We start from the raw sequence: 24,133 nt of genomic DNA on the forward strand, positions 1-24,133 counted from the left end.
CCGACAGGCTCCTAGGCCGCCCCTATGATCCAGGGCTTTACACGATGGCCCGGTTCTTTCGACATGTTTTTTGATGCCATTGCCGTTCCGCTGGCCTTGCTCGCAGTGGCTTTGCCGTTTCTGTTTGCCGTCACCGACGCCCCGATCGCCAACTTCTGGCCGCTGTTGACGTCCTGGGTGTGTGGGGCGGTGCTCTTGCTGCTGGCTGCCGGGTGGGCACGCGCCGGGGTATGGCGGCGCCAGGGGCCTGTGGGGTGGGGTGGGCTGCTGGCGGGTGGGCTGGGGTTGGCTGCGCTGGTGGCCAGCGTCATCGGACTGGTGCAGTACCTGGTCGGCGACGTGGGGCTGGGGCCGTGGATTCACGCCTCGGTGCCGGGCCAGGCGGTGGGCAACCTGCGCCAGCGCAACCAGCAGGCCACCCTGCTCAGCCTGGGCGCATGGGCCTGGCTGTGGTGGACGCTGCATGCCCGGCCGCAAGGCAGCGCGGACTTGATCGGGGCGCCTGCAGGTCCAGGCCGCCTGCCTTTCTCGGGGTTGTGGAACATGCTGGCCCCCGTGGTCCTGATGTGGATCGCTGTCGGCGGGGCTGCCACGGCATCGCGGACCGGGGTGGTGCAATGGCTGCTCATCCTGGCGCTTCTGGCTCTGTGGCGTGGCGCGGGCCGTGGGGGGGCGCTGCGCCTGGGCATTGCGGGTTTTGCGGTTTTTCTGGTGGCTGCCTGGGTGTTGCCCGAGGCGCTCTGGAAGTTCCAGGGCGTGCGTGCCGATGCCCTGTTCCATCGCTTCACCGATGGGTCGCACGCCTGCACCAGCCGGCGGGTGTTGTGGTCCAACGTGCTCACCCTGATGGCGCAGAAGCCGTGGCTGGGCTGGGGCTGGGGCGAGCTGGATTACGCGCACTACATCACGCTGTTCCCCGGCGAGCGCTTTTGTGTGCTGCTGGACAACGCGCACAACCTGCCCCTGCACCTGGCCGTAGAGCTGGGTCTGCCCGCAGCCGTGGCGTTGTGCGGGGCCGTCGTTGCATGGTGCCTGTGGGCCCGGCCATGGCGCGAAACGGAGCCTGTGCGCCAGCTGGCCTGGGGGGTGTTGGCGATCATCGGATTGCACAGCATGCTGGAATACCCGCTGTGGTATGGGCCGTTCCAGTTGGTGGCCTTGTTGTCGGTGGCAATCCTGGTCTGGCCCCGGCGCGACGAAGAATCGGAAGGACACGTATGGCGAGCGGGGGCGGCTGCGCTGGTGGCCGCCGTGGCGATTCTGGGGGTGTGTGGCGTTGCCGCCTGGGACTACCACCGCGTGAGCCAGCTTTACAAGCCCAGCGCGCAGCGGGCTGCGGCGTACCGCGAGGACACGCAAGCCAAGGTGTCCCATTCGCTGCTGTTTTCAAGCCAGCTGGACTTTGCGCGCTTGACCACCACGGGGCTGACCCGGGACAACGCAGCGCGCATGAACGCCCTGGCCCAGGAGCTGCTGCATTACTCGCCCGAGCCCCGCATCATCGAGGCGCTGGTCGAAAGCGCCGTCATGCTGGGCAAGGACGACGAGGCGGCTTTCCACATGAAGCGCTACCGCGTCGCCTACCCGGACGACTATGCCCGCTGGATGGGGGCGGGAGGCAACCGGGCATCCCAGGCACGTTGAACAGCTTCTGATGCGCTGGTGCCCCTGGCGCCTGGGCGATGTCAGGCCAGGTCGAGGAATTCCGTCACCTGGGGCAGGTAGTCGCTGAAATTGGCGAGGGCGTGCTCTCCGCCCTCTTGCACCACCAGCCGTGCTTGCGGGTATCGCGCCACCATTTCACGCCAGTCCAGCACCTCGTCGCCTTTGGCAATGATGGCCATCTCCGGCGCGGCGGGTGGCTGGCCCGTGGTGTCGAGCGCGCGCAGCTCGTCAATGTATTCAGGCTGGAAGTAAAACCGCTCGGCCGGGTCGTGCCAGGCGGTCTGCTCGCCGATGTACCGCGCGAGGTCGCGCGCCGGGTGCACGGCTGGATTGAGCATGACGCTGGGGCAGCCCTTGTGCCGCGCCACCCAGCTGGCGTAAAAGCCGCCGAGCGACGAGCCGATCACCGCCATCGCTGCGCCGGGCCACGGGGCAATGCCTTGCGCCACCAGGTCCATCGCTGCCTTGGGGGACGGGGGCAACTGGGGGCTCCAGAAGGTGACGCCAGGGTGGTGCTGCGCCACATGCGCTGCCATCTGCCGGGCCTTGGCAGACTGGGGCGAAGAGCGAAAACCGTGCAGGTACAGGAGGTGGGTGGTGGTCATGGATGGGGAAAACGACAGGGCAGGGGAATCACTGCTGCGAAGGGGGTGGCCGGGACATAAGATGCATGGCATGGGCGCCGCGCGGTGCGCCCGCTGCCTTGATCCCCACCATGACTGATTTTGCCCCGCTTTCCACCGCCAGACGCTGGGCCCAGGGATCCGCCGACAAGCCGCCCACGTCGCTGGGCCGCTTTGAGCTGAAGAAGCTGCTGGGCCGGGGCGCCCAGGCCACGGTGTGGCTGGCGCTGGACCCGCGCCTGCAGCGTGAGGTGGCCATCAAGCTCATGCGCCCCGTGGAGGACCAGGACCCGTCGGTGCTCGAACACTGGCTGCGCGAGGCGCGGCATGTGGGGCGTCTTGCGCACCCCTTCATCGTGCCGGTGTTCGAGGCCGATGTGCAGGGCCGCCAGCCCTACATCGTCTTCGAGTACGTGCCAGGCAAGACCCTGGCCGAACACCTGGCGCAGCAGGGGCGCTGCACGCCGCACGACGCGGTGGCGCTGATGGTGGACGTGCTGGATGGTCTGCAGGCAGCGCACCAGGCCGGCATCGTGCACCGCGACCTCAAGCCTTCCAACATCATGATCGACACCCAGCGCCACGCCCGGGTCATGGACTTTGGCATGGCGGCACCGGTGCAGGCCGCGCCGGATTCACAGCTGGCTAGTGGCACCCCGGCGTACCTCGCGCCCGAGGCGGCTGCCGGGGAGGCCCCCGCGCCGGCCATGGATGTGTATTCGGCCGCCCTGGTGCTGGTGGAGATGCTCACGGGCCAGCCGCTGATCCACCAGAAAGACACCTGGCAGGCGCTGTACCGCATCGCCAACGAAACCCTGGTGCTGCCCGAAGACCTCGGGCCGGGCGTGGATGACGGCCTGCGGGCCGTTTTGCAACGTGCGATGGCGCGCGAGCCGGGCCAGCGCTACCCGTCGGCGGCGGAGTTCCGCGATGCCTTGCGTGCCTGGGCCGCACCCGCCAGCGCGCCCACGGCGGCCAGCAACGCCACGCTGGATTTCCTGCTGCGGCGCATGCGCCACAAGAGCGACTTTCCGGCGCTGTCGGACTCGGTGGCCCGTATCCAGCGCGTGGCCAACTCGGAGGACGACAGCATCAGCGATCTCACGCACGAGATCCTCAAGGACGTGGCGCTCACCAACAAGCTGCTGCGCCTGGTCAACAGCGTGCATTTTGCGCATGCGGGCCGGGGCACCATCAGCACCGTGTCGCGGGCCGTGAGCCTGGTGGGCTTCAACGCCGTGCGCAACATGGCGCTCAGCCTGGTGCTGCTGGACCACATGCAGGACAAGGCCCATGCAAGCCAGATGCGCGAGGAGTTTTTGCGCGCCATGATGGCAGGGTCGGTGGCTGCTGAGCTGTGCGAGCCCGGTCAGGCGGCCGAAGAAGCCTTCATTGGCGCGATGTTCCAGAACCTGGGCCGCATGTTGTGCGAGTTCTACTTTCCGGAAGAGGCGCGGCAGGTGCGCTCCCTGCTGGCGTCTGGCCGCGTGGAGGGGGGCGAAGAGTCGGCCGCGCTCCAGGTGCTGGGCCTGGGGTTCGAGGACCTGGGAGTGGGCGTGGCCCGCGTTTGGGGTCTGCCCGAAAGCCTGCAGCGCTGCATGCGCAAGCCCATGGGCTCGCCCATGCAACGCGCGCCGGAGCAGGGCGTGGAGCGCCTGCGGTGGGTGGCGATGGCGGCCAATGAGGTGGCCAGCACCCTGCTGCTCGGCGAGGCGGCGTCGCTGGAGTCGCGCCTGGGGCAGATCGGCACACGCTATTCCCGCACGCTGGCGCTGTCCGCCGCCGCTATTTCCGAGGCCACCTTGCGCGCCCGCCACAAGCTCGTGGCGCTGGCCGAGGCGCTGGACCTGCGCGTGGACCCCGGGACGCCTGCCGCACGGCTGCTGCAACTGCCTCCGGCCGCCGGTACCGGGCCCGCGCAGGACGACGCCCTGGGGTCGCACGAGTTGCGGGCCAGCGAAACCCAGCCCCTGCCAGCGGTGCTCGAATCGCAGGCCAGTGGTGTGGTGTCGGTTGCGCAGGTCAATGAGGTGCTGGCAGCGGGCATCCAGGACATCACCAACGCCATGGTCGAGAGTTTTCAGCTCAATGACGTGTTGCGCATGATCCTGGAGACCATGTTCCGCGCGCTGGGGTTTCGGCGCATGGTGTTTTGCCTGCGCGAGGCGCGCACCGACATGCTGACCGGCCGCTTTGGCCTGGGCGAGGGCAGCGACGCCGCCGTGCGCGCCATGAAAGTCCCGCTCAAGGCGCCGGGCGACCTGTTTGCGGCCGTCTGCCTGCGCGGCGCAGACACGCTCATCAACGATGCGACAGAGCCCAGGATGCAGGCCCGCCTGCCCGAGTGGTACCGCACGGGGCTCAATGCCCCGTCGTTCCTGCTGCTTCCGTTGCAGATCAAGGGCCAGACGTTTGCACTCATCTATGCCGACCAGTCCACGGCCGGGGGCATCGTGGTAGATGACAAGGCCCTGGGCCTGCTGCGCACACTGCGCAACCAGGCCGTGATGGCGTTCCGCCAGGCGGGATGACGACCGCCGGGCGCGGGTTCTGGTGCAGGGGTGACCCAGCGCCCCGATAATCTCGCGATGGCCGTTGTTTTTGAAAAGCCCTCGCTCGCCCAGCGTTTTCTTCCCCTGTTCCGCGGGTTCGACCTGCCGCTTATCCTGGTGGTGCTGCTGCTCGCCTGCGCCGGGCTGGTGGCCATGTATTCCTCGGGCTTCGACCATGGGACGCGCTTTTCCGACCATGGGCGCAACATGCTCATAGCGGGCGCCATCCTGTTCATGGTGGCCCAGGTGCCGCCGCAGAAAATCATGGTATTTGCCGTACCACTGTATGCGGCCGGAGTGGCGCTGCTTTTTGCGGTGGCGCTGTTCGGCATCACCAAAAAAGGTGCAACGCGCTGGGTCAATGTAGGCATCGTCATCCAGCCGAGCGAGATCCTGAAAATCGCCATGCCTCTGATGCTGGCCTGGTGGTTCCAGAAGCGCGAGGGCACCCTGCGCCCGCTCGATTTTGCGGCGGCGGGGCTGCTGCTGGCCATTCCGGTGGGGCTGATCATGAAGCAGCCGGACCTGGGAACCTCGCTGCTGGTTCTGGCCGCAGGGCTGTCGGTGATATTTTTTGCAGGCCTGTCGTGGAAGTTGATCTTGCCGCCCGTGCTGATTGGCGGCGCAGGCATCTTCACGCTGGTGCTGCTGGGCGACCAGCTGTGCGCAGACGGCGTGCGCTGGGTGGTGCTGCACGACTACCAGCAGCAGCGCATCTGTACCTTGCTCGACCCCACGCGCGACCCGCTGGGCAAGGGGTTTCACATCATCCAGGGCATGATCGCCATCGGCTCCGGGGGGGTGTGGGGCAAGGGATTCATGGCCGGCACGCAGACGCACCTGGAGTTCATTCCCGAGCGCACCACCGACTTCATCTTTGCCGCCTTCTCCGAAGAGTTCGGGTTGGCAGGCAACCTTTTTCTGCTGGTCTGCTTCCTGATGCTCGTCTGGCGTGGCCTGGCCATCGCCGCAGGTGCCACCAGCCTGTTCGGGCGCTTGATGGCCGGGGCGGTCTCGATGATCTTCTTCACCTATGCCTTCGTGAACATGGGCATGGTCAGCGGCATCCTGCCCGTGGTGGGTGTGCCGCTGCCTTTCATCAGCTACGGCGGCACTGCCATGGTGACCCTGGGCCTGGCGCTGGGCATCCTGATGTCGGTGGCCCGGGCGCAGAAGCAGGACCCCAAGGACGCTCGGCCCGCGCTGTAAGGCCGTGCTTGCGATTCCCTGGGGATCGTGAACAGGTTCTAGGGTCTCTGTCCAGGCGTTGCGCGCGTGGCGGCAAGAGGGTACAAACCTGCAGGCCAACTGTGCCTTGGCCCATGCAACCGGAGGGATTCCCTATGGCGGCGAAGTTCGAGCTGAAGAAGTCGAAGAACGATAAATTTGTCTTCAACCTGCTGGCCACCAATGGCCAGGTCATCCTGACCAGCGAGCTGTATGAATCACGGGCCAGCGCGCTGAATGGCATTGAATCCGTGCGCAAGAACGCCCCGGACGATGGCCGCTTTGGGCGCCTGAGCGCCAAGGACGGATCGCCCTATTTCACGCTCAAGGCGGGCAATGGCCAGGTCATCGGGCAAAGCCAGATGTACTCCGGTGCCAAGGCGCGCGATGCAGGCATCGAGTCTGTGCAAACCCACGCGCCACAAGCCGTCCTGGATGATCAGGCGGCAGCCTGACGCCGCGGCCGGTTGCGCGGCGGCATAGGGGCATGTGCCCCCTTGTGCCGCGGGGCGGGGCTGCGCGCCTAAAATGCCCCGATGACTTTCCGCTCCACCACTGCCGCGCCCCAGCGTGCGGCCACCAGCCAGCGCATTGATGTCGCTCGCGAATTGCTGTTGACCCCGTTTGGGCTTGATGAAAGCCATCTGGCGCGGGCCCTGGCCGAGATCCGGACCCACCAGGTGGACGACGCCGACCTGTACTTCCAGTACACGCGCAGCGAAGGGTGGAGCCTGGAAGAGGGCATTGTCAAAACGGGCTCCTTCAGCATTGATCAGGGCGTGGGTGTGCGCGCGGTCAGCGGCGAGAAGACGGCGTTTGCCTACTCGGACGACATTTCAGAGGCGTCCTTGCTGGACGCAGCCCGCACTGTGCGCTCTATTTCGGCAGTAGCGCAGGCTGGTAAGGTGCGAGTAGCTCCTAAAAAGGTAGCAGCTGGCCGCAGTCTCTATCCAGGTGTGGACCCGATTGCATCGCTCGACAGCACGGCCAAGGTGGCCTTGCTGGAAAAGCTGGAGCAGCGCGCCCGCGCCAAGGACCCGCGTGTTGCGCAGGTCATGGCGGGGCTGGCCAGTGAATACGATGTGGTGCTGGTGGCCCGGGCCGATGGCACGCTGGCGGCCGACGTGCGCCCGCTGGTGCGGCTGTCGGTAACTGTGATCGCCGAGCAAAACGGCCGGCGCGAGATGGGCTCTGCCGGTGGTGGCGGTCGTTTTGGCCTGGCCTACTTCGACGACGAGCAAATGGGCAAATACGTCGACGAGGCAGTGAACGCTGCCTTGGTCAACCTCGAATCGCGCCCTGCTCCTGCGGGTGAGATGACCGTGGTGCTGGGCTCGGGCTGGCCCGGTATCCTGTTGCACGAGGCCATTGGCCACGGGCTGGAAGGGGACTTCAATCGCAAGGGCTCCAGCGCCTTCAGTGGCCGCATCGGCCAGCGGGTGGCGGCCAAGGGTGTGACGGTACTGGATGACGGCACGATTGCCGATCGCCGGGGTTCGCTCAATGTGGACGACGAAGGCCATGCCAGTCAGCGCAACGTGCTGATCGAGGACGGCATCCTGAAGGGCTACATCCAGGATTCCTTGAATGCGCGCCTTATGGGCGTGGCCCCCACCGGCAACGGTCGGCGCGAGAGTTATGCCCATATCCCCATGCCGCGCATGACCAACACCTACATGCTGGGCGGCGACAAAGACCCGCAGGAGATCATCGCCAGCATCAAGAAGGGTCTGTACGCCAGCAACTTCGGCGGCGGGCAGGTAGACATCACCTCCGGCAAGTTCGTGTTCTCGGCCAGCGAGGCCTATTGGGTCGAGAACGGCAAGATCCAGTATCCCGTGAAGGGCGCCACCATCATCGGCAGTGGCCCTGAGTCGCTCAAGAAGGTCACCATGATCGGCAACGACATGCGCCTGGACAGCGGCGTAGGCACCTGCGGCAAGGAAGGCCAGAGCGTGCCGGTGGGCGTGGGCCAGCCTACGTTGCGCATCGAAGGACTGACGGTGGGTGGAACGGCCTGAAGAAGGCGGACACAGAAGGCTTGTGTGGCATTTCGACAACGCATTCTTCGCGGGCTGGGCCGGGTGGCCTGCCTGTGTGGCTTGGCCTGTACGAGCGGCACCGGCTTCGCGCAGCAATGCCTGGCCGCGAATGACAACCCATTGGCGCCGGTGCGCAAGCTTTTTGTCATCGCTGGGCAGTCCAACGCTGTGGGCTTGGCGTCTGTCAAGGACATCACGCAGGGTCCCAATAATTACGTTCAGGAAGACACTGTTTTCCCGAATGTGAAGATCTATGGCATCTTCAATGCGGAGCCGGACATTGCGGGCAAGGACGATGCCATACAGTCCCGCACGGTCAGTTGGAGCCGTTTCGCGACATGGCAGACCGCGCGACCTGGTTTTGGCTACAAAAACGTCGCCAATGTGCCCCAGTATTTCCCCCCAGGCTCCGGCGCACAGGACATGTTCGGGCCTGAGTTGTACCTTGCGCGCTACTTGAACGATCGATCGCCGAAAGATCATTACATTGTGAAATTGGCGATTTCAAACACTTCGTTGAGTCCGGTCGCTGATGCCGACAACTGGTCTCCAGACAGCCGGTTGTATCAGGAACTCATGAAGATGATCGCGGATGCCCACAATTCCAGGCGTGCGGACGTGAACCTGAGGGTGGCCGGTATATTTTTCATGCAAGGCGAGACCGATGCGATGCATGAGATATCGGCAAGGAACTACGAAAAGAACGTTAAGGAGTTTATACGGCGCTTCCGCAAGGACATTCACGTTATGAACTGTGCGGGGACCAAGGATGTGCCCGTCGTGCTGGGGAGGATTCAGAAAAATTCTGCGTGGGCGCATGCGAAAGCCGTGCGTAGTGGCCAGCAGAACGCGGCGAGGGAACTGCCGGGTGTCAGCTTGGTGAACACGGATGATTTTTCTCGATGGCTTGACACCAGTGGGCTGCACTTTAATGAGTATGGTCAGGCCCATCTGGGCAAGCGGGTCTACCAGGCCTTTTTTCCTCCTCGGTGAGGACTGTGGACTGAAGCAGCCAATCCGGTGAATCATGGGGTGCGGCCGGGTTTTCCCGGGTTGGCGAATGGAAAAGATTATTTTTGTGGAATGCAATGAACATATTGGGAATATCTGCGTACTATCATGACAGCGCGGCAGCGCTATTGCGATCAGGCAGGATCGTTGCTGCGGCCCAGGAAGAGCGTTTCACACGGAAAAAGCATGATGAACGGTTTCCAAGGAACGCGGTCCAGTATTGCCTGGCGCAGGCGAATGTTCAGGTCCACGAACTGGACTCCATCGTTTTCTATGACAAACCCATTCTCAAGTTCGAGCGTTTGCTCGATACCTATTTGAGCTATGCGCCTCGTGGATTTCGTTCTTTTGTCATGGCCGTGCCTGTCTGGCTCAAGGAAAAGCTGTATCTGAAAAGGACACTCCGGCAGGAGCTGGCCGGTCTGCTTTCCTGCAAGGAGTCGGAGCTTCCTCCCATCCTGTTTGCCGAGCACCATGAGTCGCATGCGGCATCCGCCTTCTATCCGAGCCCGTATGAAACGGCGGCCGTGTTGTGCCTGGACGGCGTAGGTGAGTGGGCGACCACGTCGGCCTGGCTGGGGAGAGGTTCGGAATTAACCCCTTTGTGGCAAATCGACTTCCCGCACTCGCTGGGCTTGTTGTATTCGGCATTCACCTATTACCTCGGGTTCAAGGTGAACTCGGGGGAGTACAAACTCATGGGCCTCGCGCCCTATGGAAAACCCATTTATACCCAGTTGATCTGGGATAACCTGATTGACCTCAAGGAGGATGGGAGTTTCCGCCTGAATCTGGACTATTTTGATTACTGCGCCGGATTGCGGATGACCAACCAGAAGTTCTCCGACCTGTTCGGTGGGCCGCCGCGAGATCCGGAGAGCGTGCCGACCCAGCGGGACATGGATCTGGCGGCATCCATCCAGGTGGTGACGGAAGACATCATCCTCAAACTGGCCCGGCAGCTCCAGAAAGACACGGGGGCCGAGTTTCTATGCCTGGCGGGCGGGGTCGCCTTGAATTGTGTGGCCAATGGTCGCCTCTTGCGGGAGAACATTTTCAAGGATATCTGGATTCAACCCGCAGCCGGAGACGCAGGGGGCGCATTGGGCGCCGCCTACGCTGTCTATCACACCTACCGCAAACAAGACCGCGTGTATGTGCCGGGTGTCGATCAGATGCAGGGTTCCTTGCTCGGGCCGCGTTATGAACAGGCCGAGATCGTCGCGAAACTCGATGAACTGGGGGCGCACTACACCGTGGTGGAGCCGGACCAACTGTCTGACACGGTGGCGGACCTGCTGGCCAGTGAGAAGGTCGTGGGCTGGTTTCAGAACCGGATGGAGTTCGGCCCCCGGGCGCTGGGCGCGCGGTCGATCATTGCGGATCCGCGCTCGAGTGCCATGCAGTCGCAGTTGAACCTGAAAATCAAGTTTCGTGAATCGTTCAGGCCTTTTGCCCCCGCCGTCAGGGAAGAGGCCGTGGGCCAGTACTTCCATCTGGACCGGCCGAGCCCCTACATGCTGTTGGTGGCGCAGGTCCATGAAGACATCCAGGCCCGGCCGGATCAGCCCCTGCATGGCTTGGCACAGCTGCATCAGGTCCGCTCGACGATTCCCGCTGTCACCCATGTGGATTACTCGGCACGCGTACAGACAGTGAGTGAAAGCAGCAATCCCGAATTCCACCGCCTGTTGAGTGCTTTTGAGCGCAAGACCGGTTGTTCGGTATTGGTCAACACCTCGTTCAATGTGCGCGGGGAGCCTATCGTCTGCACCCCGGAAGACGCATTCCGCTGTTTCATGGGCACGGATATGGACTACCTGGTATTGGGCAATGTTCTGCTGTTCAAAGGTGCACAAAAGGATGTCAAGATTGCCGCCCGCAAGGGTGCACTGGCGCTGGATTGATGAATATGATCAAAAATAATACGGAAGTCGTCACCAGTGACAGCGAGCTGCGGAAATTCGGCTTTGTCATGGCAGGTTTTTTTGCCGTGGTTTTTGGCCTGTTTATGCCCTGGTGGTGGTCTCTGAAATGGGCTTATTGGCCCTGGGGTGTCGCCACAGTATTTCTGGTGTTTTCCGTTCTGAAACCCGCGGCCTTGAGTCTGGTGTACAAGGGCTGGATGCGGTTGGGCCGGGTGCTGGAGTGGGTGAATGTCAGAATTATTCTGGGGGTTGTCTTCTTCTTGGTCTTCATGCCCTTGGGGATGATCATGCGACTGCTTGGAAAAGATACGCTGCAAAAAAACTGGGATAAGCAGGCAGCGACATACCGGGTCAAAAAAATACCCAGGAAGGAAAATCACATGGAGCGTCAATTCTGATGTTGGAACTGATCAAGGAACTCATTCTGTTCTTTCGGGAGCACAAACGTTATGCACTGATCCCGGTGCTGTTAGTTTTGCTGCTTCTGGGGGCTCTCATTGTGTTTGGGCATGGCTCGGTATTTGCGCCTTTTATCTATACTCTGTTCTAGATCGATGAAGAAGTTCATATATATTCTTCTTCCTTCACTGGTGCTGTGCGCACTTGTAGCTTTGGGGTATTGGGCTGGGCTGTATACGGTGGCTGGTCGGTTCGACAAAGTCATCCAGTGGGTGGAGCAAGGAGAAACATTGGCGGGAGTGCTGGCAGTGACTCCTTTGAAGGATGAGCAGCGCAATCACTATGCGCGCGCTTACACCAGTTCTGCGCCGGATACCCGCTCCATCAGTTGGTCTGTCCCCAATCAGCCAACTCCTTTTGTCGGCACTGCGCCGTCACCAGGGCAACACCAAAATGCATACATCAACTCCTGGCAAATGCGCAACAGGGAGGAGCTTCAGATGCCCAAGCCGGAGGGTGTTTATCGCATCTTTCTCACTGGCGGCTCCACAGCATATGGATCCGGTGCGCCGAGTCAGGAGCAGACGATTGGCAGCCTGTTGAATGATCTGCTCAATAAAAAGCTACCAAAAATCGGAGTGCGTTACGAGGTTTTTACTTTTGCCAATCCAGCCTGGGCTTCCACACAAGAGCGTATTGCCATTGAGAACTATCTTTCTGAGCTCCAGCCTGATCTGGTGATTTCATTGTCCGGAAATAACGATGTTTTTTGGGCGGATGCTGGTCGAAATGTTCTGTGGTTCAGTGCATTTGCAGATGACTATTTCAGGACACTGGCCAACACGGGTTTGAAGACGGCTGGTAGAAAGGAATTACCGGATCTACCGCAGGCACGTCCCCTGCCTCAGCCTGTGCCCGTGCAGACGGTTGCTTCTCGCCTCGAAAAAAATGCTCGACTGGGAGCGCATGCTCTTCAGAACGTGGATTGGGTCTTTTTCCTGCAGCCCACTCTTTCTGTGACAAAAAAATCTTTGAGCTCACGTGAAAAAGATTTTCTTTCCAATTCGAAAGAATATTATGTGCAGTGCTATCAGGCAATTGCAGCCAGCCTGTCAGGCGTGAATTTGAAGAACTTCAAGTTTGTGGATCTGTCTGGGGTCTTCGATCGCTACGGGGCCGAGGACGACATGTTTCTGGATCAGTTTCATTTTGGGGACAAGGGTAATGCTGTCATTGCTCATGCCATCCTGGCCTCATTGACGCCGAAAATAGAAGGCAGTCTGCGCAAGCCCTAATCTTGTCTTAAAGCGTAGTCATGGTGCAGGGAGGCGGCTACCGTGGTTCCGTGGCTGCCTCATTCCGTGTGCGCTTGGGGCGACAGAGTGTGTGGCGCAGGGCTGTGGAGCGCACAATATGTGCCATGCCCGCTACGCGCCCGAGCCAGCTACTGACCCTTCAATCATTTGGAGACATCAGCCGCTTTCTGCGCGAAGGCGTGGCCGACGAGGAGTCTCGTCAACTGCGTGATAGCCTGAGCGCGCTGTCAACGCAGATCGACGAGGCAGTGCGCACCCGTCGCACCAGTACCGACACCACCGCCATCACCCGGCGTGTGCTGGCCTTGTCGCATTGCGCCCGCGAGCACCAGTTGTTCCTGACGGGTCTGGGCTCGGCCTGGCACGCGTTGTACGAGTTTGGTGCCTACCAGCGCGCGCTGAGGGAGTTGCGCAATGCGATCACGGACTGGCAGCAGATGCTGGAGCGGCGCAGCCCGAAGGAAAGTGCGAGCTTCGACCAGTTCGAACTTCTCGCCTGGCGCACGCTGGGCGAGGCATTGCTGCTCATCGACATGTATGAGCACCAGAGCGATCCGCCCAGCGACCTGCAGGATGCCGCGCCGCCGCGCAAGCAGTCTGCGTTGCAGCGCGTGCGTGCCTGGTTTCATCGCTGGCGGCGTTGAACCTCTGCGGTGAACGCTGGGGGTTGATAGGGCTTGTTCAAGCCCCTCCTGTACCGTAAAAACAACAATCCAGGGCAGCTGCACTGCCGCACTCCTGTGCTACATTGCTTTCCATGCAAGTTCGCAGCGCGTTTTATTTTTGGTTTTTTATCTCGGTCCCCGGCGGATGAGAGGAAAACGCGCAAGCAAACACAACCTCCCCATACCAACCGCCGACGCTGCAAAGCCCGGCGGTTTTTGTTTTTCTGCCCTCCCGTTTTTCCATCCCTCCCACTACTTTTACTCCACGAGGAAGCAACCATGACGGCCCCCACCACCCCGACCAGCGATGCCTGGTACCGCAGCGTCGAGAAAACCAGCCAGACCGACGACGAACGTATCAAGGACATCACCGTGTTGCCTCCTCCCGAGCATCTGATCCGCTTTTTCCCGATCCGCGGAACGCCGGTCGAGACGCTGATCACCCAGACCCGCAAGAACATCCACAACATCATGGCCGGCAAGGATGACCGCCTGCTGGTCATCATCGGCCCGTGCTCCATCCACGACCCGGCTGCCGCTGTCGAGTACGCACGCCGTCTCATGGCTGCGCGCGCGCAGTACGCCGACACCCTGGAAATCGTGATGCGCGTGTACTTCGAGAAGCCACGCACCACGGTGGGCTGGAAGGGCCTCATCAACGACCCGTACCTCGACGAAAGCTACCGCATCGATGAAGGCCTGCGCATTGCACGCCAGCTGCTGATCGAGATCAACCGCCTGGGCATGCCCGCCGGTAGCGAGTTCCTCGACGTGATCTCGCCCCAGTACATCGGCGACCTGATCAGCTGGGGCGCCATTGGCGCCCGGACCACCGAAAGCCAGGTGCACCGCGAGCTGGCCTCCGGCATCTCGGCCCCCATCGGCTTCAAGAACGGCACCGATGGCAACATTCGCATTGCCACCGACGCCATCCAGTCGGCCAGCCGGGGCCACCACTTCCTGTCGGTGCACAAGAACGGCCAGGTAGCCATCGTCAACACCAAGGGCAACAAGGACTGCCACGTGATCCTGCGTGGTGGCAAGACGCCCAACTACGACGCCGCCAGCGTGGCCGCCGCCTGCAAGGACCTCGAAGCCGCCAAGCTGCCCGCCACCCTGATGGTGGACTGCAGCCATGCCAACAGCAGCAAACAGCATGAAAAGCAACTTGAAGTGGCGCGCGACGTTGCTTCGCAGCTCGCAGGCGGCTCGCGCAGTGTGTTCGGCCTCATGATCGAGAGCCACCTCACAGCCGGTGCCCAGAAGTTCTCACCGGGCAAGGACCTGCCCGGCGCGCTGGAGTACGGCAAGAGCATCACGGACGCCTGCCTGGGCTGGGACGATTCGCTGACGGCGCTGGCTGAACTGTCCGACGCTGTGAAGGCCCGCCGCGCGCGGTGATCTGCGCCGGTTGCAGGAGGCCCTAAACTGGAAACCCGTGGCGGGCCGTGCAAGGGAGCACGGCAGTCGCCGCCACGGTTTCAGAAGAAAGGCAAACCATCATGCACAGCGAAGTGTCGGTCCGTCTGGCCGGAAACCAGGAATTCCGTTTTGATCTGGAGGGCGCCGAGCCCATGGGCCACGAGGCTGGCAGGCGCTGGCTGGATGATCAGTTCACCGCGCTCGACTGCGAACCCCTGCGCGCCAGCGGCAAGGTGCTGCTGGCGGACAAGGTTCTCACCGTGGCCCGCGCTGCGGGGGCCTCGTTGCTGGCCGACCCGGTATGGTCCCGCGACTTTGCGCGTGCTGCCAGTGCGGCACTTGCCAAGCCGGTAGTGCGCGTGGACGTACCGGGTATGGCGGTATCGTTCTGATTTTTAAGAGAAATCAGGCTCTAGCGCTTTTCAGATAAGCGCAAGCAGCTATTTATTTTGTAGCGATTCCAGCAACTTGGCGTGAATGCCGCCAAACCCCCCGTTGCTCATGCACACGATGTGGTCACCTGGGCGGGCTGCTGCGATGACCTGTTGCACCAGGGTGTCGATGTCGGCAGCGGTTTGTGCTCGCAGGCCCGGGCCCACGCCCAGAGGGGCAAGGGCTTGCGCAGCGTCCCAGTCCAGCCCGGCGGTGTGGCAGAACGCGAGGTCGGCAGGCTCCAGCGCCCACGGCAGCTGGGCCTTCATGGCCCCCAGCTTCATGGTGTTGCTGCGGGGCTCGAACACCGCCAGGATGCGCACGCCCTGGCCCAGGCTGCGGCGCAGGCCGTCCAGCGTGGTTCTTAGGGCCGTGGGATGGTGGGCGAAGTCGTCGTACACCGCAATGCCATTCACCGTGCCGCGCAGCTCCATGCGCCGCTTCACATTCTGAAAGGTCGCCAGTGCCGTGGCGGCGTGCTCAGGGCTCACGCCCACATGGTGGGCGGCCGCAATGGCCGCCAGTGCGTTGAGCTGGTTGTGCACGCCGGTCAGCGCCCACTCCACCCGGGCGGCCTTGCGCCCCTGGTGCAGCACGTCGAATGCCTGGGGGTCGCCTTGTGCCGAAAAGTCGCTGACGGCTTCGCCGAAGCTGGCCACTTCGCTCCAGCAGCCCGTGTGCAGCACGCGGGTGAGGCTTTCTTCGAGACCGTTGACCACCACACGGCCCGATGGCGGCACCGTGCGCACGAGGTGGTGAAACTGCCGCTCGATGGCGGCCAGGTCGTCAAAGATGTCTGCGTGGTCGAACTCCAGGTTGTTCAGCACCGCAGTGCGAGGGCGGTAGTGCACAAACTTGCTGCGCTTGTCGAAGAAGGCGGTGTCGTATTCGTCCGCCTCGATCACGAACAGCGGCGCAGCGCCCAGCGGCGAACTACCGGGCGATGGTCGCCGGGGCGCTCCAAGGCGGGCCGATACGCCGAAGTTCAGGGGGACTCCACCAATCAAAAAGCCCGGTTGCTGCCCGGCACTTTCCAGGATCCAGGCCAGCATCGAGGTCGTCGTCGTCTTGCCGTGCGTGCCGGCAACCGCCAGGACATGGCGGCCCTGCAACACATGCTCGGCCAGCCACTGAGGGCCGCTGGTGTAGGGCAGGCCCGCGTCCAGGATGGCTTCCATCAACGGAAATTTGGGCGAACCGTCGGGCAGGCGGACGCGGCTGACCACGTTTCCAATCACGAACATGTCGGGCTGCAGGGCCAGTTGGTCGGCGCCGAAACCTTCGATCAGGTCGATGCCCAGGGCCCGCAACTGGTCGCTCATCGGCGGGTAAACGCCGGCGTCGCAACCCGTCACCTTGTGGCCCGCTTCGCGCGCGAGGGCGGCCAGGCCACCCATGAACGTGCCGCAGATGCCCAGTATGTGTATATGCATGGGCGCAGATTCTAAGGTTCAATACAAAACAAGCCCCCAGCGCTTGATGGGTAAGCGCGAAGAGCTATGAAAAATATAGTGACCCTCGGGATGCCTGGGGGTAACCCGTGGTTCGGTTCAGTGCTTCAGGCCACAATGCAGTTTCATTCCCTGTTGCGACTTTCCTTGACCGCCATGCACACACCTTTGAGCGACGAAATCGCCCACACCACGGCCCGGCTGGTGGTGGAGGAGGGGCTGGAATGGGGCCCGGCCAAGCGCCGTGCGCTGCGCCAGATGGGCCTGCCTGCCCGTACTCCACTCCCGGACAACGACCAGGTCGAGGCCGCAGTGCGGGAGTACATCGAGCTTTTTTGTGCCGATACGCAGCCGCGTGAACTGCGGGCACTGCGCCAGCTGGCCCTGGTGTGGATGGAGCGCATGGCGGCCTTCCGCCCCCACCTGGCAGGTGCTGTCTGGCATGGCACGGCCACACGGCTGTCCGATATTTATGTGCAATTGTTCTGCGATGACCCTAAATCGGCAGAAATAGCACTGATCGATCACCATGTGGACTACGAGCCGCGCACGGTCACCGGTTTTCATGGCGAGTCGGTCGAGGCATTGAGCCTGGGCAGCAAGTCGCCTGAACTCAATGAGATGATCGGGGTGCACCTGATGATCTATGACCTTGATGACCTGCGCGGCGCCCTTCGTCCGGACGCTAAAGGGCGTGTGCCGCGAGGCGACATGACCGCTGTTCGGCGCCTGCTCCAGGAAGCCCCTGCCCCATGACATCCCATTCCGATCGCCCTGAATCCCTCTCCGCAGCCCGTGATGCACAACCGTCTGCCGCGCGTCGGCGCCTGCTGTATGCAGGGGTGGCGGGCGCAGCAGCGTTGGGTGGCGCAGGCCTGGCATGGTGGAAGTTCCAGCACCATGCGATGGAGCAAGGGGTGGAAGATGCGCTCTGGACGATGGAGTTCGAAAAGCCTGAAGGGGGCGTGGTGGCGCTGAAGGCACTGGCAGGCAAGCCGTTGCTGCTGAATTTCTGGGCCACTTGGTGTCCACCCTGTGTGGAAGAGCTGCCCATGCTCAATGCCTTCTATCGCCAACAGGCGCAGAACGGGTGGCAAGTTCTGGGATTGGCCATCGACCAGCCTTCTGCCGTGCGCAAGTTCTTGCAGCGCATTCCCCTGGAATTCCCGGTGGGCCTTGCCGGACTGGGCGGCACCGACCTCGGCCGATCGCTGGGCAACCTCACGGGAGGGCTTCCGTTTACCGTGGTGCTCGGAGGGAATGGGCGCGTCCTGCACCGTAAAATGGGGCAAGTCACCGCGCAAGATCTCCAGCTGTGGGCCCCCTTGCGCTGACCGGCCAAGCCTCCCATTCCGGCATTTTTGCAGGGGCCGGCCGCGTATGGGCATGATGTAGTTCATCAAAAATACCTGTGGAAGACGGAGATAGGCTGAAATTGGAGTAAATTCGCGCCCTATTCAGTCATGACTTGCGCAAAGCAGGGTCGGGCAAGCGGTTCGCTCCAGGGCGAGGCGGTTGTTGCGTCCGATGTGCGTAAGCCCTATCAGTTTTATAGCCGTTGGAGCTCCCATGGATCTGCGAAAACTCAAAACCCTCATCGATCTCGTGTCCGAGTCGAACGTATCTGAACTCGAAATCACGGAAGCCGAGGGCAAAGTCCGCATCGTCAAGAGCGTTGGTGGCGTGGTTCAGCAGTACGTTCCTGCCCCGATGCAGGCGCCTGCGGCCCCCGCACCTGCCGCCGCCCAGGTCGCCGAACTGCCCGCACCCGCAGCCCCTGCGGGTCACATCGTCAAATCGCCGATGGTGGGCACGTTCTACCGTTCTTCCAGCCCGGGCGCCAAGGCCTTTGTGGAAGTGGGCAGCCAGGTCAAAGAAGGCGAGACCATCTGCATCATCGAGGCCATGAAGATTCTGAACGAGATCGAGGCCGACAAGTCGGGCACGGTCACCCGCATCCTGGGCGAAAACGGCCAGGCCGTGGAATACGGACAGCCGCTGTTCGTGATCGAATAAGGCGCTCATGTTCAAGAAGATTCTTGTTGCCAATCGCGGCGAAATTGCCCTGCGAATCCAGCGCGCCTGCCATGAACTGGGCGTGAAGGCGGTGATGGTCTACTCCGAGGCCGACCGCGACGCCAAGTACGTCAAGCTGGCGGAAGAAGCGGTGTGCATCGGCCCCGCCCCGTCCCCGCTGTCCTACCTCAACATGCCGGCCATCATCTCGGCTGCCGAAGTGACCGACGCTGAGGCCATCCACCCCGGCTACGGCTTCCTGTCCGAGAACGCCGACTTTGCCGAGCGCGTGGAAAAGAGCGGGTTCCAGTTCATCGGCCCCACGCCGGACAACATTCGCACGATGGGCGACAAGGTCTCGGCCAAGCAGGCCATGATCCGCGCCGGCGTGCCCTGCGTGCCAGGGTCCGAAGGCGAACTGCCCGACGACCCGGTGCAGATCCGCCGCATTGCCAAGGCCGTGGGCTACCCCGTGATCATCAAGGCCGCCGGCGGCGGTGGTGGCCGCGGCATGCGCGTGGTGCACACCGAAGCCGCCCTGGTCAATGCCGTGCAGATGACCAAGGCCGAAGCGGGCGCCGCGTTCGGCAATCCTGCGGTGTACATGGAGAAGTTCCTCCAGAACCCGCGCCACATCGAGATCCAGATACTGGCCGACAAGCACCGCAACGCGGTGTACCTGGGCGAGCGCGACTGCTCCATGCAGCGCCGCCACCAGAAGGTGATCGAAGAGGCGCCGGCTCCGGGCATTCCCCGCAAGCTGATCGAAAAGATCGGCGAGCGCTGCGTAGCCGCCTGCAAGAAGATCGGCTACCGCGGTGCGGGCACGTTCGAGTTCCTGTACGAGAACGGCGAGTTCTACTTCATCGAGATGAACACGCGCGTGCAGGTCGAACACCCCGTGACCGAGTGGATCACCGGCGTGGACATCGTGAAGACGCAGATCATGGTCGCCGCGGGCGAGAAGCTCCCGTTCACCCAGCGCCAGATCGAGATCCGCGGCCATGCCATCGAGTGCCGGATCAACGCGGAAGACCCTTACAAGTTCGTCCCATCCCCCGGACGCATCACCACCTGGCATCCGCCGGGTGGCCCGGGCGTGCGGGTGGACTCGCATGCCTACACCAACTACTTCGTGCCGCCCAACTACGACTCGATGATCGGCAAGATCATCGTGCACGGCGACACGCGCGAGCAGGCCCTGGCCCGCATGCGTACGGCGCTGAACGAGACCGTGATCGAAGGCATCAACACCAACGTGCCGCTGCACCGCGAGCTGATGGTGGACGCCAAGTTCATGGCCGGCGGCACCAACATCCACTACCTGGAAGAGTGGCTGTCGCAGCACAAGCGCTGAAATCGTATTGCGCAGTCATTCGCATGCTGGCTCCTGGCAACGGGTGCCAGCATTTCACTTTTTCTGAGAGGCTTCTATGTTTGAGCTGAGTCTGATGTGTCCCGAGGACCGGATCGAAGCGGTCAGCGATGCGCTGGATGCGCTGGATTCGCTGAGCGTGTCGGTGGAGGATGCCGATGCCCAGACCGACGCCGAGCAGGCCTTGTTTGGCGAGCCTGGCATGCCTCCGCCCAAGGATGGTTGGCAACGCAGCCGGGTGGTGGCGCTTTTTCCGTCGGAGGTGGCTGCACGGGAGGCGCAGCAACTTCTGACCGTACAGGACTTTTTTGCGGGCTGCCAGGTGCTGGGGGTTACCCATGTGCCCGAACAGGACTGGGTGCGGCTTACACAATCGCAGTTTGCGCCCGTGGATATCACGCCGGATTTCTGGATTGTTCCTACTTGGCATGAATTGCCGGCCCAGGCAAAGCGCAGCATCCGGCTGGACCCAGGTCTGGCCTTTGGCACCGGCACCCATCCTACGACCCGCATGTGCCTGCGCTGGATTGCCCGCAATGGCGCAACCGAACCCTCCATGGGCAATCCACTGGGCCGGGTTCTGGACTATGGCTGCGGTTCCGGCATCCTCGCCATTGGCGCGGCCAAGTTTGGAGCCATGGACATTGATGCGGTCGATATTGACCCTGCGGCCGTCGAGTCCACTGCGCTGAATGCGCAGGCCAATGAAGTGCAGCTCCATGCGGGCCTGCCCGACAAGGTGCGGGGCGAATACCAGACGGTGCTGGCGAACATTCTTGCCACTCCCCTTCGCGTGCTTGCGCCCCTGCTCTGCAGCTATGTCGCACCCGGAGGGCATCTGGTTCTGGCAGGCATTCTCGATCGCCAGGCCAATGAGCTGAAAGAGGCTTACGCTCCCTGGCTTCAGCTGGATGTCGCGGATGCAGAAGATGGCTGGATCTTGATGACGGCCCGTCGCTGAGACAGGGAAGATGCCCGCCTCTGCGGGGTCGCACGCGCCTCTACAATCCATCGCTGATGAGCCAGATCACTCGCTGCCCGTCCTGCGCTACCTCATTCAAGGTGGTGGCGGACCAATTGCGCATCTCGCAAGGGTGGGTGCGTTGTGGTCAATGCAAAGAGGTTTTTGATGCTTCGGCGCACTTGCTTCCTGCAGCTCCTCCGGCACTGTTGCCGGATGTCTCGCTGGCCGACATCCGGCCGCCACTTGCCCCTGTAGCGCGCAAGGCGGAGGCTGGGCGGGCCTGGGGTGAGCCACCACCCTCGCAGCCGCCGACTTCCCCTCCCTTAGGGGGGTGGCCTGGGGTCGCAGATGCCGCAGCGTTCTCTTTTTCCCCCGTGAGTGTTCCCTCCGAGGCGGCTGGGGGGTATTCGGAGGTGCATACGCCTGTGGGATCCCCTGTGCTGGAGGTGCCTCAGCCTGCGGTGCCCGCATTTCTCTCCGCAGCGGGTGGGGTGGTCGCTTCTGGTGAAAATTCTGGTGTGGGCCATCTCGTGCCATTTGCCTGGCGGCCGGACACAGCATTCAACGTGCCTGCAACTGGTAGGGGGGGCACAGCGTTGCAGGGCGATTCCCCGCCCCCGGTGGTTTTTGCGGGGACGGCTGTCGGTGACCATGGGCCCTCGTCGGAGGCGGTACAAATGCGGGTCGCCTCTCCTCCTTCGCCAGCTGCTGTGCGGGGTGTGGGCCATGGAGAGCCAGGTTACGAGCTGCCCTTTGCCGCTCTGCGAGACGCCGGGGATGGAGCCCCTGATTCGGTGGCGCCTGTGGCGCTGACCCCGATGGGCTATCCGGCGCTGGAGTTGCCCATCAAGCCGCCGCTCGTTCCTTTGCAAGACACGGAGCCGGACCATGGTGCCCCGGCGACGCCGTCTGCGGCGAAGGGAGTGACAGAGCCCCTGCCGCCGGTGGATTTTTCGCCGTCGCCTGAGATCACGGAGTCTGAGCCAGAGGCACTCGCGCTGGTCGAAGACCATTCACCGGCAACCGTGTTGCAGGCACCTTCCCGCAAGCCCTCTTCAGCCCGGGAGGGGGCGGACCCTGCCGACGAAGATGAAGGCCTGGACGCCGGACAAGAGGTCAGCTTTGTGGTCGCTGCGCGGCGCAAGGCGTTCTGGCGCAAACCGATGGTGCGCGTGGTGCTTGCCGTGCTGCTTCTGTTGTCTGTAGTGGGGCTTGGGCTGCAGGTCGCCGTCCAGGAACGTGATCGCCTTGCAGCAATGGATGTTCGAACAAGGCCGTGGTTGATGGCGCTGTGCGCTTCCCTGCGGTGCGAAATTGCGCCGCAGCGCGAGATTGCGGATGTGGTCATCGACAGTTCCTCGTTCAACAAGGCCAGGGGTGACAGCTATCAACTTGCCCTGACCATGAAGAGCAAGTCATCGACACCTTTGGCGATGCCTGCAGTCGAGTTGACGTTGACCGATGCGCAGGACCAGCCTGTGCTTCGGCGCGTGCTGCTGCCGACCGACATGGGGGCTCCGATGGAACTGCCTGCACGTGGTGAGTGGAGCGCGTCGGTGTCCGTGCTCGTGACCACTGGAGGCGCGCGCGTCGCGGGCTATCGGTTGCTGGCGTTCTATCCCTGATATTTTTTACCAACCTACCTTTCTGATATGGCTGCCCTCATTTGCGGTTCTCTGGCGTTCGACACCATCATGACCTTCGAGGGGCGTTTTGCCGAGCAGATACTGCCTGACCAACTGCACATCCTGAACGTCTCTTTCCTGGTGCCTTCGTTGCGACGTGACTTTGGAGGCTGCGCGGGCAACATCGCGTACAGCCTCAAACTGCTGGGCGGTGAACCGTTGCCGATGGCCATGCTAGGGAGTGATGGCTCTGAATATCTGCAGCGCCTGGAGTCGCTTGGTATTAGCGCGCGGCATGTAGGGCAGGTGCAGGACACCTATACCGCACAAGCAATGATCATGACCGACCGTGACAACAATCAGATCACGGCATTCCACCCTGGCGCGATGATGCAGGCGCATTTGAATCGTATTGATGCCAATGCGGGTGTGAGAGTGGGTATCGTTGCTCCAGATGGGCGTGACGCCATGCTGGAGCATGCCGCCCAATTCGTAGCGGCGGGTATTCCTTTTGTGTTTGATCCAGGCCAGGGTCTGCCCATGTTCAATGGGGAAGAGTTGGCGCAGTTTGTTGGTCAAGCGTCCTGGGTGGCGGTCAATGACTATGAGGGGAAAATGCTTTGCGACCGCACGGGTTGGACCCTTGCCGAGATATCGCGCAAGGTGCTGGGGCTGGTGGTCACGCTGGGCGCAGAAGGTTGCGAGGTGTGGGTCGACGGAGAGAAAACCCATGTGCCACCGGTGGTGCCAGCCCAGGTGGTGGACCCCACGGGGTGTGGTGATGCCTGGCGCGGTGCGTTGTTGTTTGGCCTGGAAAAAGATTGGCCCCTGGTTCGTTGTGCCGAATTGGGCAACCGGGTAGGTGCCCTCAAGATCGCGCAGCGAGGCCCGCAGAACTACACACTGGATTTCACCCCCGGGTAGCCTTGCGTTTTGGCGAGGTTGCGGAAACGCAGTGAGGCATGGGTTGCGGATGCTGTGCTGCGTGTGGTGCACAAGATATCGACAGGCATAAAAAAACCCGGTGCACAGGCACCGGGTTGAGCGTGTGATACGCCAGGATTAGGGCTTGTTGCCCGTGGGGAAAGGCCAGGCCGCCTGAGGGTTCAGGGTGGTCTGGGCTGCTGGAGCGGCAGCAGGGGCAGGCGCCTTGGGGGCCTTCTTGGCCGGTGCCGCTTTCTTTGCAGGAGCCTTTGCGGGGGCTGCCTTCTTGGCGGTTGCTGCCTTCTTGGCGGGAGCAGCGGCCTTCTTTGCCGGTGCTGCTGCCTTCTTGGCAGGTGCGGCCTTCTTTGCTGCTACTGCCTTCTTGGCGGGAGCGGCCTTCTTTGCCGGTGCTGCTGCCTTCTTGGCGGGTGCAGCCTTCTTCGCTGCTACTGCCTTCTTGGCGGGAGCGGCCTTCTTTGCCGGTGCTGCTGCCTTC

At 62.6% G+C, this 24,133-nt stretch carries 23 protein-coding genes and 1 pseudogene; 21 read left to right on the forward strand and 3 right to left on the reverse strand.

Annotation, left to right across the window (positions count from 1 at the left end):
• The first annotated feature begins 63 nt into the window (after positions 1 to 63).
• Complete coding sequence (locus ASE52_RS11220) at positions 64 to 1,644, forward strand: Wzy polymerase domain-containing protein (protein ID WP_057226164.1); 1,581 nt, start codon at positions 64 to 66, stop codon at positions 1,642 to 1,644.
• 41 nt (positions 1,645 to 1,685) lie between these two features.
• On the opposite strand, the gene ASE52_RS11225 is transcribed toward ASE52_RS11220, so the two are convergent.
• The gene (locus ASE52_RS11225; RefSeq protein WP_057226166.1) at positions 1,686 to 2,270 is read right to left on the reverse strand and encodes a YqiA/YcfP family alpha/beta fold hydrolase; all 585 of its coding nucleotides are present in this window, start codon (positions 2,268 to 2,270) and stop codon (positions 1,686 to 1,688) included.
• 110 nt (positions 2,271 to 2,380) lie between these two features.
• Between ASE52_RS11225 and ASE52_RS11230 the strand changes: the two genes are divergently transcribed.
• From ASE52_RS11230 to ASE52_RS11280, 12 genes are all read left to right on the forward strand, one after another.
• Positions 2,381 to 4,819, forward strand: coding sequence for a serine/threonine protein kinase (locus ASE52_RS11230; RefSeq protein ID WP_057227177.1), 2,439 nt, complete (start codon positions 2,381 to 2,383; stop codon positions 4,817 to 4,819).
• 57 nt (positions 4,820 to 4,876) lie between these two features.
• Positions 4,877 to 6,049, forward strand: a complete 1,173-nt coding sequence (rodA, locus tag ASE52_RS11235; RefSeq protein WP_057226168.1) for a rod shape-determining protein RodA — start codon at positions 4,877 to 4,879, stop codon at positions 6,047 to 6,049.
• A 134-nt stretch (positions 6,050 to 6,183) separates the two neighbouring features.
• On the forward strand, positions 6,184 to 6,522 hold the full coding sequence (locus ASE52_RS11240) for a YegP family protein (protein ID WP_010466461.1): 339 nt from the start codon (positions 6,184 to 6,186) through the stop codon (positions 6,520 to 6,522).
• Between the two features lie 81 nt (positions 6,523 to 6,603).
• Positions 6,604 to 8,088, forward strand: a complete 1,485-nt coding sequence (gene tldD, locus ASE52_RS11245) for a metalloprotease TldD (RefSeq protein ID WP_057226170.1) — start codon at positions 6,604 to 6,606, stop codon at positions 8,086 to 8,088.
• Between the two features lie 24 nt (positions 8,089 to 8,112).
• Complete coding sequence (locus ASE52_RS11250; RefSeq protein WP_082606841.1) at positions 8,113 to 9,102, forward strand: sialate O-acetylesterase; 990 nt, start codon at positions 8,113 to 8,115, stop codon at positions 9,100 to 9,102.
• A 95-nt stretch (positions 9,103 to 9,197) separates the two neighbouring features.
• Positions 9,198 to 11,027, forward strand: a complete 1,830-nt coding sequence (locus tag ASE52_RS11255; RefSeq protein ID WP_057226176.1) for a carbamoyltransferase — start codon at positions 9,198 to 9,200, stop codon at positions 11,025 to 11,027.
• On the forward strand, positions 11,027 to 11,446 hold the full coding sequence (locus ASE52_RS11260) for an SxtJ family membrane protein (protein WP_057226178.1): 420 nt from the start codon (positions 11,027 to 11,029) through the stop codon (positions 11,444 to 11,446). The genes ASE52_RS11255 and ASE52_RS11260 overlap by 1 nt, the downstream gene beginning before the upstream one ends.
• Positions 11,446 to 11,598, forward strand: coding sequence for a DUF5989 family protein (locus tag ASE52_RS26030; protein ID WP_198928100.1), 153 nt, complete (start codon positions 11,446 to 11,448; stop codon positions 11,596 to 11,598). The genes ASE52_RS11260 and ASE52_RS26030 overlap by 1 nt, the downstream gene beginning before the upstream one ends.
• 4 nt (positions 11,599 to 11,602) lie before the next feature.
• A complete protein-coding gene (locus ASE52_RS25655) occupies positions 11,603 to 12,742 on the forward strand; it encodes an SGNH/GDSL hydrolase family protein (protein WP_158004153.1) in 1,140 nt (379 codons plus the stop codon).
• Positions 12,743 to 12,867: 125 nt separating this feature from the next.
• The gene (locus ASE52_RS11270) at positions 12,868 to 13,407 is read left to right on the forward strand and encodes a hypothetical protein (protein WP_057226182.1); all 540 of its coding nucleotides are present in this window, start codon (positions 12,868 to 12,870) and stop codon (positions 13,405 to 13,407) included.
• Between the two features lie 300 nt (positions 13,408 to 13,707).
• On the forward strand, positions 13,708 to 14,829 hold the full coding sequence (locus tag ASE52_RS11275; RefSeq protein WP_057226184.1) for a 3-deoxy-7-phosphoheptulonate synthase: 1,122 nt from the start codon (positions 13,708 to 13,710) through the stop codon (positions 14,827 to 14,829).
• Positions 14,830 to 14,930: 101 nt separating this feature from the next.
• Entirely contained in the window at positions 14,931 to 15,242 is a 312-nt protein-coding gene (locus ASE52_RS11280) for a hypothetical protein (protein ID WP_010466457.1), read from the forward strand.
• A gap of 48 nt (positions 15,243 to 15,290) precedes the next feature.
• On the opposite strand, the gene mpl is transcribed toward ASE52_RS11280, so the two are convergent.
• Positions 15,291 to 16,715, reverse strand: a complete 1,425-nt coding sequence (gene mpl / locus ASE52_RS11285; protein WP_057226186.1) for a UDP-N-acetylmuramate:L-alanyl-gamma-D-glutamyl-meso-diaminopimelate ligase — start codon at positions 16,713 to 16,715, stop codon at positions 15,291 to 15,293.
• A 174-nt stretch (positions 16,716 to 16,889) separates the two neighbouring features.
• Between mpl and ASE52_RS11290 the strand changes: the two genes are divergently transcribed.
• From ASE52_RS11290 to ASE52_RS11320, 8 genes and pseudogenes are all read left to right on the forward strand, one after another.
• A complete protein-coding gene (locus ASE52_RS11290) occupies positions 16,890 to 17,489 on the forward strand; it encodes a hypothetical protein (RefSeq protein WP_029414336.1) in 600 nt (199 codons plus the stop codon).
• Positions 17,486 to 18,067: a TlpA disulfide reductase family protein gene (locus ASE52_RS11295; protein ID WP_057226188.1), complete on the forward strand. Its 582-nt coding sequence runs from the start codon at positions 17,486 to 17,488 to the stop codon at positions 18,065 to 18,067. Before ASE52_RS11290 ends, ASE52_RS11295 begins: the two co-directional genes overlap by 4 nt.
• A gap of 235 nt (positions 18,068 to 18,302) precedes the next feature.
• Positions 18,303 to 18,749 (forward strand): acetyl-CoA carboxylase biotin carboxyl carrier protein, encoded by a 447-nt coding sequence (accB, locus tag ASE52_RS11300; protein WP_010466453.1) that lies wholly within the window; start codon positions 18,303 to 18,305, stop codon positions 18,747 to 18,749.
• A 7-nt stretch (positions 18,750 to 18,756) separates the two neighbouring features.
• Entirely contained in the window at positions 18,757 to 20,106 is a 1,350-nt protein-coding gene (gene accC, locus ASE52_RS11305; protein WP_010466452.1) for an acetyl-CoA carboxylase biotin carboxylase subunit, read from the forward strand.
• Between the two features lie 76 nt (positions 20,107 to 20,182).
• The gene (gene prmA, locus ASE52_RS11310) at positions 20,183 to 21,085 is read left to right on the forward strand and encodes a 50S ribosomal protein L11 methyltransferase (protein ID WP_057226191.1); all 903 of its coding nucleotides are present in this window, start codon (positions 20,183 to 20,185) and stop codon (positions 21,083 to 21,085) included.
• 56 nt (positions 21,086 to 21,141) lie between these two features.
• Positions 21,142 to 21,246, forward strand: a pseudogene (locus tag ASE52_RS26430) (zinc-ribbon domain-containing protein); the annotation flags it as partial.
• A gap of 645 nt (positions 21,247 to 21,891) precedes the next feature.
• Positions 21,892 to 22,713, forward strand: coding sequence for a DUF3426 domain-containing protein (locus ASE52_RS26285; protein ID WP_057226193.1), 822 nt, complete (start codon positions 21,892 to 21,894; stop codon positions 22,711 to 22,713).
• A 27-nt stretch (positions 22,714 to 22,740) separates the two neighbouring features.
• On the forward strand, positions 22,741 to 23,637 hold the full coding sequence (locus tag ASE52_RS11320; protein WP_057226195.1) for a carbohydrate kinase family protein: 897 nt from the start codon (positions 22,741 to 22,743) through the stop codon (positions 23,635 to 23,637).
• A 138-nt stretch (positions 23,638 to 23,775) separates the two neighbouring features.
• Here the strand turns inward: ASE52_RS11320 and ASE52_RS25070 are convergent.
• Positions 23,776 to 24,133, reverse strand: a 358-nt coding sequence (locus ASE52_RS25070; protein ID WP_140426240.1) for a histone, incomplete at its 5' end; no start/stop codon positions are given.

It is taken from the genome of Acidovorax sp. Root275, from assembly GCF_001428965.1.
GTDB classification, from domain to species: Bacteria; Pseudomonadota; Gammaproteobacteria; order Burkholderiales; family Burkholderiaceae_C; genus Acidovorax; species Acidovorax radicis.

Coding starts and splice junctions, on each gene's coding strand:
- accB (WP_010466453.1), top strand. CDS start 18,303: ATGGATCTGCGAAAACTCAAAACCCTCATCGATCTCGTGTCCGAGTCG.
- rodA (WP_057226168.1), top strand. CDS start 4,877: ATGGCCGTTGTTTTTGAAAAGCCCTCGCTCGCCCAGCGTTTTCTTCCC.
- tldD (WP_057226170.1), top strand. CDS start 6,604: ATGACTTTCCGCTCCACCACTGCCGCGCCCCAGCGTGCGGCCACCAGC.
- ASE52_RS11275 (WP_057226184.1), top strand. CDS start 13,708: ATGACGGCCCCCACCACCCCGACCAGCGATGCCTGGTACCGCAGCGTC.
- ASE52_RS25655 (WP_158004153.1), top strand. CDS start 11,603: ATGAAGAAGTTCATATATATTCTTCTTCCTTCACTGGTGCTGTGCGCA.
- ASE52_RS11225 (WP_057226166.1), bottom strand. CDS start 2,270: ATGACCACCACCCACCTCCTGTACCTGCACGGTTTTCGCTCTTCGCCC.
- ASE52_RS11260 (WP_057226178.1), top strand. CDS start 11,027: ATGAATATGATCAAAAATAATACGGAAGTCGTCACCAGTGACAGCGAG.
- prmA (WP_057226191.1), top strand. CDS start 20,183: ATGTTTGAGCTGAGTCTGATGTGTCCCGAGGACCGGATCGAAGCGGTC.
- ASE52_RS11280 (WP_010466457.1), top strand. CDS start 14,931: ATGCACAGCGAAGTGTCGGTCCGTCTGGCCGGAAACCAGGAATTCCGT.
- ASE52_RS11220 (WP_057226164.1), top strand. CDS start 64: ATGTTTTTTGATGCCATTGCCGTTCCGCTGGCCTTGCTCGCAGTGGCT.
- ASE52_RS11270 (WP_057226182.1), top strand. CDS start 12,868: ATGCCCGCTACGCGCCCGAGCCAGCTACTGACCCTTCAATCATTTGGA.
- ASE52_RS26030 (WP_198928100.1), top strand. CDS start 11,446: ATGTTGGAACTGATCAAGGAACTCATTCTGTTCTTTCGGGAGCACAAA.
- ASE52_RS11295 (WP_057226188.1), top strand. CDS start 17,486: ATGACATCCCATTCCGATCGCCCTGAATCCCTCTCCGCAGCCCGTGAT.
- ASE52_RS11240 (WP_010466461.1), top strand. CDS start 6,184: ATGGCGGCGAAGTTCGAGCTGAAGAAGTCGAAGAACGATAAATTTGTC.
- ASE52_RS11255 (WP_057226176.1), top strand. CDS start 9,198: ATGAACATATTGGGAATATCTGCGTACTATCATGACAGCGCGGCAGCG.
- ASE52_RS11290 (WP_029414336.1), top strand. CDS start 16,890: ATGCACACACCTTTGAGCGACGAAATCGCCCACACCACGGCCCGGCTG.
- mpl (WP_057226186.1), bottom strand. CDS start 16,715: ATGCATATACACATACTGGGCATCTGCGGCACGTTCATGGGTGGCCTG.
- accC (WP_010466452.1), top strand. CDS start 18,757: ATGTTCAAGAAGATTCTTGTTGCCAATCGCGGCGAAATTGCCCTGCGA.
- ASE52_RS11320 (WP_057226195.1), top strand. CDS start 22,741: ATGGCTGCCCTCATTTGCGGTTCTCTGGCGTTCGACACCATCATGACC.
- ASE52_RS11230 (WP_057227177.1), top strand. CDS start 2,381: ATGACTGATTTTGCCCCGCTTTCCACCGCCAGACGCTGGGCCCAGGGA.